The sequence below is a fragment of the Streptomyces sp. MK37H genome, from assembly GCF_018035285.1.
GTDB lineage: Bacteria > Actinomycetota > Actinomycetes > Streptomycetales > Streptomycetaceae > Streptomyces > Streptomyces endocoffeicus.
This window is the reverse complement of record NZ_JAAAYH010000287.1, coordinates 1-11918: the sequence shown is the minus strand read 5'-3', so window position 1 is coordinate 11918 and position 11918 is coordinate 1. Positions and strand designations below refer to the sequence as shown.

8 protein-coding genes and 1 pseudogene are annotated in these 11918 nt (G+C 70.4%); 5 read left to right on the top strand and 4 right to left on the bottom strand.

From position 1 onward, the window contains the following. The 3 genes and pseudogenes from GWI24_RS45715 to GWI24_RS30770 all read left to right on the top strand — a co-directional run. Nucleotides 1-152, top strand: a pseudogene (locus GWI24_RS45715) (xylose isomerase); the annotation flags it as partial. Next, nucleotides 149-1579 (top strand): nucleotide pyrophosphatase/phosphodiesterase family protein, encoded by a 1431-nt coding sequence (locus GWI24_RS30775; RefSeq protein ID WP_210949154.1) that lies wholly within the window; start codon nt 149-151, stop codon nt 1577-1579. The pseudogene GWI24_RS45715 and the gene GWI24_RS30775, both read left to right, overlap by 4 nt. Continuing rightward, complete coding sequence (locus GWI24_RS30770) at nt 1576-2622, top strand: sugar phosphate isomerase/epimerase (RefSeq protein WP_210949153.1); 1047 nt, start codon at nt 1576-1578, stop codon at nt 2620-2622. The genes GWI24_RS30775 and GWI24_RS30770 overlap by 4 nt, the downstream gene beginning before the upstream one ends. Before the next feature lie 43 nt (nt 2623-2665). Here the strand turns inward: GWI24_RS30770 and GWI24_RS30765 are convergent, their stop codons facing one another. The 4 genes from GWI24_RS30765 to GWI24_RS30750 form a co-directional block, all read right to left on the bottom strand. Then, the gene (locus GWI24_RS30765) at nt 2666-4057 is read right to left on the bottom strand and encodes an OFA family MFS transporter (RefSeq protein WP_210949152.1); all 1392 of its coding nucleotides are present in this window, start codon (nt 4055-4057) and stop codon (nt 2666-2668) included. Nucleotides 4058-4284: 227 nt separating this feature from the next. Continuing rightward, nucleotides 4285-6420, bottom strand: a complete 2136-nt coding sequence (locus GWI24_RS30760; protein ID WP_210949151.1) for an acetate--CoA ligase family protein — start codon at nt 6418-6420, stop codon at nt 4285-4287. A 2-nt stretch (nt 6421-6422) separates the two neighbouring features. Continuing rightward, nucleotides 6423-7670 carry a formyl-CoA transferase gene (frc, locus tag GWI24_RS30755; protein WP_210949150.1) on the bottom strand — a complete coding sequence of 416 codons (1248 nt, stop codon included), beginning with the start codon at nt 7668-7670 and terminating at the stop codon, nt 6423-6425. A gap of 12 nt (nt 7671-7682) precedes the next feature. After that, nucleotides 7683-9398, bottom strand: a complete 1716-nt coding sequence (locus GWI24_RS30750; RefSeq protein ID WP_210949149.1) for a thiamine pyrophosphate-binding protein — start codon at nt 9396-9398, stop codon at nt 7683-7685. A gap of 214 nt (nt 9399-9612) precedes the next feature. Between GWI24_RS30750 and sucC the strand changes: the two genes are divergently transcribed. Both sucC and sucD read left to right on the top strand, forming a co-directional pair. Then, nucleotides 9613-10773, top strand: a complete 1161-nt coding sequence (sucC, locus tag GWI24_RS30745; RefSeq protein ID WP_210949148.1) for an ADP-forming succinate--CoA ligase subunit beta — start codon at nt 9613-9615, stop codon at nt 10771-10773. Between the two features lie 13 nt (nt 10774-10786). Further along, nucleotides 10787-11683, top strand: coding sequence for a succinate--CoA ligase subunit alpha (gene sucD / locus GWI24_RS30740; protein ID WP_210949147.1), 897 nt, complete (start codon nt 10787-10789; stop codon nt 11681-11683). Nucleotides 11684-11918 lie beyond the last annotated feature (235 nt).

The window sequence follows — 11918 nt, the reverse complement described above, 5'->3', positions numbered from 1 at the left end:
CCCGCCACCTCGAAGTGGAGACCTACACCTGGCAGGCGCTCCCGCCCGAGCTGCGCCCGCGCACCCGCGACCGGCTCGCCGACGGCATCGCCGCCGAACTCGCCCTCGCCCGCGACCTGCTGACCGACCTCGGCCTCAAGGAGCTGCCATGAGCGCCCCGAGCCACCGGAGCGACAGGAGCGGCCCGACACCGCTCCTCGTCCTGGACGTCGTCGGGCTCACCCCACGGCTGCTGGACCACATGCCGCGCCTCAAGGCGCTCGGCCGTTCCGGCTCGCGCGCCTCGCTGGGCACCGTGCTGCCCGCCGTCACCTGCGCCGCCCAGTCGACGTTCCTCACCGGCACCACCCCCGCCGAGCACGGCATCGTCGGCAACGGCTGGTACTTCCGCGAGATGGGCGAGGTGCTGCTGTGGCGGCAGCACAACGGCCTAGTAGGCGGCGACAAGCTGTGGGACGCCGCCCGCCGCGCCCACCCGGGCTACACCGTGGCCAACATCTGCTGGTGGTACGCGATGGGCTCGGACACCGACATCACCGTCACCCCGCGCCCCGTCTACTACGCCGACGGCCGCAAGGAGCCGGACTGCTACACCCGGCCCCCCGCGCTGCACGACGAACTCACCGCCAAACTCGGCACCTTCCCCCTCTTCCACTTCTGGGGGCCGGGCGCGGACCTGGTCTCCTCGCAGTGGATCATCGACGCCACCCGCCACATCCTGCGCACCAGCCCCACCGATCTGGTGCTGACCTACCTTCCGCATCTGGACTACGACCTCCAGCGGTACGGCCCCGACGACCCCCGCGCCCACTCCGCCGCCGCCGAACTCGACACCGCCCTCGGTCCGCTGCTCGACGACGCCGCCGCCCGTGGCCGCACCGTCGTGGCGCTGTCCGAGTACGGCATCACCCGGGTCTCCCGGCCGGTGGACATCAACCGGGCGCTGCGCCGCGCCGGGCTGCTGGAGGTGCACACCCAGGACGGCATGGAGTATCTGGACCCCGGCGCCTCCCGCGCCTTCGCGGTCGCCGACCACCAGCTCGCCCATGTGTATGTGCGCCGCGCGGAGGACCTGGACGCCACCCGCGCCGCCCTGGCCGGACTGCCCGGCATCGCCGAACTCCTCGACGACGAGGGCAAGAAGGCCCACGGCCTGGACCACCCCCGCTCCGGGGAGCTGGTCGCGGTGGCCGCGCCGGACGCCTGGTTCACGTACTACTACTGGCTCGACGACGCCCGCGCCCCCGACTTCGCCCAGCTGGTGGAGATCCACCGCAAGCCCGGCTACGACCCGGCCGAGCTGTTCATGGACCCCAAGGACCCCTATGTGCGGGTGCGGGCCGCCACCGCGCTGGCCCGCAAGAAGACCGGGATGCGCTACCGCATGGCCGTCGTCCCGCTCGACCCGTCCCCGGTGCGCGGCAGCCACGGCCGCCTCCCGGACCGCGAGGAGGACGGACCCGTCCTCCTCTGCTCCCGGCCCGGCGCGGTGCGCGGCCAAGTGGCCGCCACCGACGTCAAGAACCTGCTCCTCCGCCTCGCCGGCCTGACGAACGCAACCGAAGGAGACACCCCGTGAAGAGGGCCCAGGACAACCCCGAACTCGCCGAGACCCTCCGCCGTCGCAGATTCCTCGGCGTCGCCGCGGGCGCCACGGCCGCCGGCCTGCTCGGCACCGGCACCGCCACGGCCGCCCAGACGGGCAGCACCACCGCCGCGTCGGCCCAGAACGGCCGGGGCGGCCCGCTGGTGCCCCGCGGCCACCTCGGCATCCAGCTCTACACCCTCCGCGACCAGGTGCAGTCCATCGGCTTCGCCGGCGTCTTCGAGGAACTGGCCCGGTACGGCTACGACCAGGTGGAGTTCGCCGGCTACACCCAGGGCACGGGCGACATCACCCTCAAGCAGCTGGGGCGGCTGATGCGGGACAACGGGCTGCGCGGTATCGGCAGCCACGTCGGCTACTACTCCGACGACCCGAAGGCGTACACCTTCGCCACCAACCTCACCCAGGTGCTCGACGACGCCGAGGCGCTCGGCCTGCCGCATGTGGGCACCGCCTCCGGGCCCTGGCGCTACGGCTCCACGGTGGACGGCTGGAAGCGCTGCGCGGAGGAGTTCAACACCTACGGCGCGGCGGCGAAGGCGCGCGGGATGAAGTTCTACCAGCACAACCACGCCGAGGAGTTCTCCTTCGCCACCGACCGGCCGGACGTCCGCCTCTACGATGTGCTGCTCGCCGAGACCGACCCCGAACTGGTCCATCTGGAGATGGACATCTACTGGGCGTATGTGGCCCAGTACCGCTTCGGCAAGAAGGCCGACGGCTCCCCGGCGCCCTTCGAGCCGCTGAATTACGTCCTGCGGGCCCCGCACCGCTATCCGCTCTTCCACGTCAAGGACGGGGAGCACGACGAAACCGTCCCCGACGGCTACCGGATGGTGGACGTCGGGGACGGTGACATCGACTACCGCCGCTTCCTGAGCGCGGTCGGCAGGACCCATGGCGGGCGCCGTGACCACCACTGGATGGTGGAGCACGACCAGCCCGCCGATTCGCTCACCACCGCCCGCCGCTCCGCCCGCTATCTGCGGTCGTTGCGCTGCGGCGGACGGGGCTGAGCGAGGGTCCCTCGCGGCTGAGCCAGACCGCCTCGCGGCTGAGCTAGACCGCCTCGCGGCTGATCGGCTGCGGGTTCGGGGCGATGCCCCGGACCCGCGGCCGGCCGGGCTGCCGCAGCAGCAGGGCCACCGCGGCCGCCACCATGGAGATGCCTCCGGCGAGCGCGTACGCGCCGTCGTAGCCCCAGGAGTCGACCACCATCGAGCCCAGGCCGCCGCCGAACAGCCCGCTGATCAGCTTTCCGCTGTACACCAGGCCGTAGTTGGTGGCGTTGTAGTTCTCCCCGAAGTAGTCCGGGGTCAGCGCCGCGAACATCGGGTAGAAGGCGCCGCCGCCGAACCCGGAGAGGAAGGCGAAGAAGAGGAACAGCACCTCGTTGTGGATATTGCCGGCCCAGATCACCCCGAACTGGGCGAGGCCCAGCACCACGATGACGAAGACCAGCGTCGTCTTCCGCCCCCACAGGTCCGAGAGCCAGCCGACCACACCGCGTCCGACACCGTTGATGACGGACATGATGCCCATGGACGAGGCCGCCACCAGCGGGCCGAAGCCCACGTCCTTGGCGTAGTCGACCTGGAAGGAGATGCCGAAGATGGACACTCCCGCGGTGAGCACCAGGGACAGCCACATCAGCGGCAGCATGCCCGTCCTGATGGCCTCCTTGGGCGTGTACTGCCGTACCGCCGGCGGGTTCTTCGCCAGGCTCGCCGCGCTCTTGGCGTTACCGCTGAAGCTCAGCGGGTCGATGTCGGCGGGCCACCAGTTCTTCGGCGGGTCCTTGAAGAACCACGCGCAGACCGCCACGACGATCAGCACATAGACCCCGATGAGGTCCAGGACCTCATCGAAGTTCCCGGTGTCGAACCAGTAGTTGAAGATGAAGATGAACGGCAGTGCGCCGTAGGCGAACCCTCCGTTGACGAACCCCGTCTTCGCCCCGCGCCGCTCCGGGAACCACTTGCCCACCATGTTGATGCAGGTGGCGTAGACGAACCCGGAGCCGAGACCGCCGACGACGCCGAAGCCGACGATCGCCGCGAAAACGTTGTCGAGGTGGGAGAGGGCCAGGAAGCCGATGAGACACAGCCCCGACCCCAGGAACATCGCCTTGCGGGCGGTCAGGATTCCCTTCTCCCGCAGCCATCCGGCCGGGAAGGCGATGCCCGCCTGGAAGAACACCCAGACGCTCAGGATCCAGAAGGTGTTGCTCTGGGTCCAGCCGTGCGCCTCCGAGAGCGTGTCCTCCGCCGAGCCGTACGCGTACTCGGACACGCTGATGGCCATCATGGCGATCCACGGCAGATAGACCATCAGCTTCCGGCTGTGGCCCAGGATGTCGCGGTCGGTCTCGCCGATGCGATACGTACGCCCCTTGCTGTCCCGCACTTCACGGAAGGGGAGGACCCCTTCCGGCTGTTCTGCTGTGCTCATGTCGTCCCCTTGGCTTCGAAGGAACCCGGCCAGCGCCCCCTGTCCAAACTCTTCGTGCTCCGGGAAACGCGGGTTGCTCTGCGGATCGGTGGAAGTCGGCTGCGGTCCGGTGGCGCCCCGAAGGGGCGCGGGGCCGTGTCGATGTGCGGCTCCGCCACGCGGGCGCGACCAGCCACGACGGTGCCGCAGACGATCGACGGCAGGTCGGGGCACTTCCAGCGGAGCGCTTAGGTGAGCAACCCCGCCGACCTGGCCCAGCGGTACTTGGCACCCAGGACGGCCACCGGCTTCTCAGTGGTGTACGGATAGGCCACGACCCCGCGCTCGAAGAGGTACGCGCACGCCTCCTCGACCTCGGTGTCGCCCGCGAGCGAGGCCACCACCGGTTTGGCGATGCCCCGGGCGCGGAACTCCTCGACGACCCGCGCGGTCAGCTCGGCGAACACCATCGGCGGGGTGACGATGGTGTGCCAGTAGCCCAGGACCAGGGCGTGGATCCGCGGATCCTCCAGGCCCAGCCGGATGGTCGCCTCGTAGGTGGACGGCGGTTCGCCGCCGGTGATGTCCACCGGGTTCCCGGCCGCGCCGAACGGCGGGATGAAGCGGCGGAAGGCGGCGTCCAGGTCCTCCGGGATCTCCATCAGGGACAGCCCGTTGTCGACGATCGCGTCCGACAGCAGCACCCCCGAGCCCCCGGCGCCGGTGATGATGACGACGTTGTCACCCTGGGGTGCGGGCAGCACGGGCAGCGCCCGCGCGTACTCCAGCATCTCGTTGAGGCCCGGCGCCCGGATCACCCCGGCCTGCCGCAGGATGTCGTCGTAGACCGCGTCGTCCCCGGCCAGCGCGCCGGTGTGGGACCCGGCGGCCTTGGCGCCCGCGGCCGTACGGCCCGCCTTGAGGACCACCACCGGCTTCCGGGGCACCGTGGCCCGTGCCGCCTCCACGAAGGCCCGGCCGTCCTTGAGGTCCTCCAGGTGCATCGCGATGCACTGGGTGCGGTCGTCCTCACCGAACCAGGTGAGCAGATCGTCCTCGTCCAGGTCCGACTTGTTACCGAGGCCGACGATGGCCGAGACACCGGTCTTGGTCGTCCGGGCGAAGCCGAGGATGGCCATCCCGATGCCACCGGACTGCGAGGTGAGCGCCACCGGCCCCTTGACGTCGTACGGGGTGCAGAAGGTGGCGCACAGGTCCTGCCAGGTGGAGTAGTAGCCGTAGATGTTGGGCCCCAGCAGCCGCACCCCGTGCTCCTCGGCGATGGCCACGATCCGCGCCTGCAGCTCGTGTTCACCGGTCTCGGCGAAGCCGGACGGGATCAGCACCGCGTTCGGGATGCCCTTGCGGCCGACCTCCTCCAGCGCGGCGGGCACGAACTTCGCGGGGATCGCGAAGACCGCCACATCCACCTCGCCGGGGACGTCCGTGACGGTCTTGTACGCCTTGCGGCCCAGGATGTCGTCGGCCTTGGGGTTCACCGGGTGGATCTCGCCGGGGAAGCCGCCGTCGATGAGGTTGCGCATCACCGAATTGCCGATCTTCCCCTGCTCGTTGGAGGCGCCCACCACCGCCACCGAGCGCGGCTGCATCAGCCGGCGCATCGAGCCCAGGATCTCCTCGCGCGAGTAGCGGCGGCGCGTCCGCGGAGCGGGGTCCCCGATCAGCAGCCGCACATCGGCGGCGAGCACCCCGCTCGCGGTGGCGAACACCGGGTTGAGATCGACCTCGGTGATCTCGGGGAAGTCCGCCACCAGCCGGGAGACCCGCACGATCAGATCGGCGAGCGCCGCGCGGTCCACCGCCTCGCCGCCGCGCACCCCGCGCAGCACTTCGGCGGCGCGGATCCCGTCCAGCATCGACAGCGCCTCGTCCCTCGTGGCCGGGGCCAGCCGGAAGGTGATGTCCTTCAGCACCTCCACCAGCACCCCGCCGAGCCCGAACGCCACCACCTTCCCGAAGGTGGGATCGGTGACGGCGCCGACGATGACCTCCTGCCCGCCGTCCGGGATCATCTGCTGCACCTGGACGCCCAGGATCCGGGCCTTCGCATCGTAGGCACGGGCGTTGTCGACGATCGTGGTGAACGCGCTCCGCACGTCGGCGCAGGACGTCAGCCCCATCCGGACCCCGCCCGCGTCGGTCTTGTGCAGGATGTCCGGGGACACGATCTTGAGGACGACGGGGAAGCCGATCCGGTCGGCGAGCGCCACCGCCTCGTCGGCGGACTCCGCCAGCCCCTCGGCCGGGGTCGGGATGGAGTACGCGTCGGTGATCCGTTTCCCCTCGGGGGCGGTCAGCGCCGTGCGCCCCTCGGCGCGGGCGGCGTCCAGCACCGCGCGCACGGCATCGTTGTCATACGTCACCGTCAGATCACTCCGTTCGTCTTGAGCAGCCGCACTTCTTCGTCGCCGAGCCCCAGCTCCCCGACGTACACCTCTTCGTTGTGCTCACCCAGCAGCGGGGAGCGCTCGACCCGGACCGGGGAGTCGGAGAGCTTCAGCGGGGAGCCGACCGTGGTGAAAGAGCCGCGCTCGGGGTGGTCGACCTCGACGATCATCTCGTTGGCCGCGAGCGAGGCGTCCTCGACGATCTCCTTGGTGGACAGGATCGGCCCGCACGGGATGTTGTGCGCCGTGAGCCGCTCCAGCACCTCCCACTTCGGCAGGGTGCTGGACCACTCCTCGATCAGCTGGAACATCTTGGCCAGCTTCGGCAGCCGCGCCTCGGGCGAGGCCCACTCCGGGTCATCGGCCAGCTCGGGCCGGCCGATCAGCCGGGTGATCGGCTCCCAGCCGACCGGCTGCACGATCACGTAGACGTAGTCGTTGGGCCCGCCGGGCGCGCACTTGACCGCCCAGCCGGGCTGGCCGCCGCCGCTGGCGTTGCCACTGCGCGGCACCTCGTCGCCGAAGTCCTCGTTCGGGTACTCGGCGAGCGGCCCGTGCGTCAGCCGCTGCTGGTCGCGCAGCTTCACCCGGCACAGGTTGAGCACCGCGTGCTGCATCGCCACATTGACCCGCTGGCCGCGCCCGGTGTGGGTGCGCTGGTAGAGCGCGGCGAGGATGCCCGCCACACAGTGCACCCCGGTGCCGGAGTCGCCGATCTGGGCGCCGGTGGCCAGCGGCGGGCCGTCCTCGAAGCCGGTCGTGGACATCGACCCGCCCATGGCCTGCGCGACCACCTCGTACGCCTTGAACTTGGTGTACGGGCCGTCGCCGAACCCCTTGATCGAGGCGTAGACCAGCCGGGGGTTGATCTCCTGGATGCGCTCCCAGGAGAACCCCATGCGGTCCACCGCGCCCGGACCGAAGTTCTCCACCAGGACGTCGCTGCGGCGGATCAGCTCGGTCAGGAGCTCCTTGCCGCGCTCGCTCTTGGTGTTCAGCGTGATGCTCCGCTTGTTGCAGTTGAGCATCGTGAAGTAGAGCGAGTCCACGTCCGGGAGGTCGCGCAACTGCTTGCGGGTGATGTCGCCGGTGACGTTCTCCAGCTTGATCACATCCGCGCCGAGCCAGGCGAGCAGCTGGGTGGCGGAGGGACCGGACTGCACATGCGTCATGTCGAGGACGCGGATGCCCGACAGAGCCTGATTGGCCTGGGGAGCCTGGGACATGGTGGCGCCTCCCTACTTGTACATGGTCTGGTTCATGGTTCCGGGGGCGTACGCGTCCGGGTCCACCCAGACGTTGATCAGCGACGGCTTGCCGGACTCCCGGGCGCGGCGCAGCGCCGGGCCGATGTCCGCCGGGTCGCGGACCTCCTCGCCATGGCCGCCGAGCATCCGCGCGAACTGGTCGTAGGGCACGTCGCCGAGGGTGTTGCCGACCCGCTCGCGCTCCTCGCCGTACTTGGCCTTCTGGCCGTAACGGATCTGGTTCATCGAGGAGTTGTTGCCGACGATGCCGACGAACGGCAGGTCGAAGCGGACCAGCGTCTCGAAGTCCCAGCCGGTCAGGGAGAACGCGCCGTCGCCGAAGAGCGCCACCACCTCCTTGTCGGGGCGGGCCTGCTTGGCGGCCATCACGAACGGCACCCCGACACCGAGCGTCCCCAGCGGGCCCGGGTCCATCCAGTGGCCGGGCGACTTGGGCTGGACCACCTGGCCGGAGAAGGTGACGATGTCGCCGCCGTCGCCGATGTAGATCGAGTCCTCGGTGAGGAAGTCGTTGATCTCGCTGACCAGGCGGTAGGGGTGGATGGGGGAGGCGTCGGACCGGAGATTGGGCAGCCGCTTCTCGATCGCCGCCTGCTCGGCGGCGCGCAGCTCGTCCAGCCACTCCTTGCGCTGGCCCGCACCCCCATTACTGTGCCTTATGGGGGGAATCCCCCCAAACCCCCCTTGGCCGGAAGCGGCCTGGGTGACGGCGGAGAGGATCAGCCCCGCGTCGCCCACGATGCCGAGGTCGATGTCCCGGTTCTTGCCGACCGTGCGGTAGTCGAGGTCGATCTGGACCACGGTGGCGTCGGGGGAGAGCCGCTTGCCGTAGCCCATCCGGAAGTCGAAGGGCGTACCGACGATGACGATGAGGTCGGCGTTGGAAAAGGCGTAGCGGCGGGAGAGCTGGAAGTGGTGCGGATCGCCGGGCGGGAGTGTGCCGCGCCCCGCGCCGTTCATGTACGCGGGCACATTGAGGGTGCGCACCAGCTCGGTGGCCGCGCTGGTGGCGCGGGTGGTCCACACCTGGCTGCCCAGCAGGATCGCCGGCTTCTCGGCCTGGACCAGCAGATCGGCCAGCTTCTGGACGGACTCCGGGTCGCCGGCGTTGCGCGTGGAGGCGCGGTAGTGCCCGGCCTGGGGGACGCGGGCCTTGTCCACCGGCACCTTGGCGTCCAGCACATCGCGCGGGATCTCCAGGAAGGAGGGCCCGGGGGCGCCGTGGAAGCACTCGCGGAAGGCCATGGAGACCATATCGGCGGCGCGGGCGGTGTCCGGGACGGTGGCGGCGAACTTGGTGATCGGCGCCATCATGTCCACATGCGGAAGGTCCTGCAGGGAGCCCATCTTGTGCTGGTTGTGGGCGCCCTGGCCGCCGATGAGCAGCATGGGTGACTCGGCGCGGAAGGCGTTGGCGACACCGGTGACCGCGTCGGTGGTCCCGGGGCCGGCGGTGACGACGGCGCAGCCGGGCTTGCCGGTGATCCGGGCGTAGCCGTCGGCGGCGTGGGCGGCGACCTGTTCGTGGCGCACATCGATGACATCGATGCCCTCGTCGACGCAGCCGTCGTAGATGTCGATGATGTGGCCGCCGCAGAGGGTGTAGATGACCTCGACGCCTTCTGCCTTGAGTGCTTTGGCGACCAAGTGCCCGCCGGAGATGAGGTTCTGACTGTCGTCGGGCATGGCGAATCGCGTCCCTTCGTAGGGGTTCGGTGCTGCCTCGCAGATGGATCGCTGGATTACACATCGCTGGATTGCATACAGTCGACGTTATCCTGTATGAACTTTGTTATCCCACCATCGGCCGAGCGATGTCCAGGGGGCGTGCGCCACTCGTTCCATCCAGCGCTGGATCAAGCGTTGTTGACGGACCATCAGGGAGCACAGGGAGCTGGCAATGGACCTGTACGAACATCAGGCACGGGAACTCCTTCATGACAACGGTGTCTTGGTGCCGAGCGCGGAGGTCGTGGACACGGCCGAAGCCGCCCGCGCGGCCGCCGAACGGCTCGGCGGACGCGTCGTCATCAAGGCCCAGGTGAAGACCGGAGGCCGGGGCAAGGCGGGCGGGGTGAAGCTCGCCGACGACCCGGCCGCGGCCGAGCTGACCGCACGCCGGATCCTCGGCATGGACATCAAGGGCCACACCGTCCACCGGGTGATGGTCGCCGAACCCGTCGAGGTGGCGCGGGAGATGTACCTCGGCTTCACCCTGGACCGGGCCGCGGGCCGCTTCCTCGCCATCGCCTCCGCCGAGGGCGGTATGGAGATCGAGGAGGTCGCGGCGCGCCGCCCCGAGGCGGTGGCCCGGATCGCCGTCGACCCGGCCGAGGGGGTGACCGAGGCGAAGGCCGCCGAGATCGCCGTCGCCGGGGGACTGCCGCGCGAGACGACCGAGACCATCCGCCGGCTGTGGACCGTCCTGACCGCGTACGACGCCCTCCTCGTCGAGGTCAACCCGCTGGTGGTGACCCGCGACGGCGCGATCGTGGCCCTGGACGGAAAGGTCACCCTGGACGACAACGCCCGCTTCCGGCAGCCGTCATGGGACGACGCCGACGACCGCGCCCGGGACCCGCTGGAGGCCCGGGCCGCGGCCGCCGGGCTCGGCTATGTGAAGCTGGACGGCCGGGTGGGCGTGATCGGCAACGGCGCGGGCCTGGTGATGTCCACCCTGGACGTCGTCGCCGGCTGCGGCGCCCGCCCCGCCGACTTCCTCGACATCGGCGGTGGCGCCTCCGCCCAGGTGATGGCCGACGGTCTCTCCCTCGTCCTCGACGACCCGGATGTGCGCTCCGTCCTGGTCAATGTCTTCGGCGGCATCACCGCCTGTGACGCGGTGGCCGACGGCATCGTGCGCGCCCTGGACACCGTGCCCCTCACCAAACCGCTGGTGGTCCGGCTCGACGGCAACAACGCCGCACGTGGCCGGGCCATCCTTGGCCAATTGGCTCATCCACTCGTCCACCAGGCCGACACCATGGACGGCGCCGCCGCGCGCGCCGCCGAACTCGCCGCATCCGCCGCGTCCGCCGCGTCCGGCACGTCCGCCGCATAAGGGGGCTCCTCGCATGGCCATCTTCCTCACCAAGGACAGCAAGGTCATCGTCCAGGGCATGACCGGCGCGGAAGGCATGAAGCACACCCGGCGGATGCTCGCCGCGGGCACCGATGTCGTCGGCGGTGTCAATCCGCGCAAGGCCGGGACCCGGGTCGACATCGACGGCCGTACGGTGCCCGTCTTCGGCTCCGTAGGCGAGGCCATGGACACCACCGGCGCCGATGTGAGCGTCCTCTTCGTCCCGCCGCCCCACGCCAAGGCCGCCGTCACCGAGGCCGCCGACGCCCGGATGCCGCTCGCCGTCGTCATCACCGAGGGCGTCCCGGTCCATGACGCAGTCGCCTTCCAGGCGTACGCCCGGGCCCGCGCCACCAGGGTCATCGGCCCGAACTGCCCCGGGCTGATCTCCCCGGGCCAGTCCAACGCCGGGATCATCCCCGCCGACATCACCAAGCCGGGCCGGATCGGGCTGGTGTCCAAGTCCGGCACCCTCACCTACCAACTCATGTACGAGCTGCGCGACATCGGCTTCTCCACCTGCGTGGGCATCGGCGGCGACCCGGTCATCGGCACCACCCACATCGACGCGCTCGCCGCCTTCGAGGCCGACCCCGACACCGACCTCATCGTGATGATCGGGGAGATCGGCGGCGACGCGGAGGAGCGGGCCGCGCGGTACATCGCCGACCGTGTCACCAAGCCGGTCGTCGGCTACATCGCGGGCTTCACCGCCCCCGAGGGCAGGACGATGGGCCACGCGGGCGCCATCGTCTCCGGCTCCTCGGGCACCGCCGCGGCCAAGAAGGCCGCACTGGAGGCGGCGGGCGTGAGCGTCGGAGCGACCCCCACGGAGACCGCCGGGCTGGTATTGGCCCTTCTGGCCGAAACACCCGGCAACCTCGCGTGATGTGAGCCATACCCGGTCCGCGATCGGGTCACGGTCACGCTCCGTGCCACTACCTTCCTCCCCGTACGCACACCCCTGCCGTACGGCCTCCCTGCCGTACGGCCCGCCACATCCCGCCCCGCCTGTGCAACGAGAGCGGAGATCACCGATGGCACCCACCCTCACCCTCAAGCCCGGAACCGCCTGGGGCGACGCCTGGCAGCGCTGCCTGGCCGTCGCCCCCGAGGCGTTCCAG

Coding starts and splice junctions, on each gene's coding strand:
- GWI24_RS30765 (WP_210949152.1), bottom strand. CDS start 4,057: ATGAGCACAGCAGAACAGCCGGAAGGGGTCCTCCCCTTCCGTGAAGTG.
- GWI24_RS30775 (WP_210949154.1), top strand. CDS start 149: ATGAGCGCCCCGAGCCACCGGAGCGACAGGAGCGGCCCGACACCGCTC.
- sucC (WP_210949148.1), top strand. CDS start 9,613: ATGGACCTGTACGAACATCAGGCACGGGAACTCCTTCATGACAACGGT.
- GWI24_RS30750 (WP_210949149.1), bottom strand. CDS start 9,398: ATGCCCGACGACAGTCAGAACCTCATCTCCGGCGGGCACTTGGTCGCC.
- sucD (WP_210949147.1), top strand. CDS start 10,787: ATGGCCATCTTCCTCACCAAGGACAGCAAGGTCATCGTCCAGGGCATG.
- frc (WP_210949150.1), bottom strand. CDS start 7,670: ATGTCCCAGGCTCCCCAGGCCAATCAGGCTCTGTCGGGCATCCGCGTC.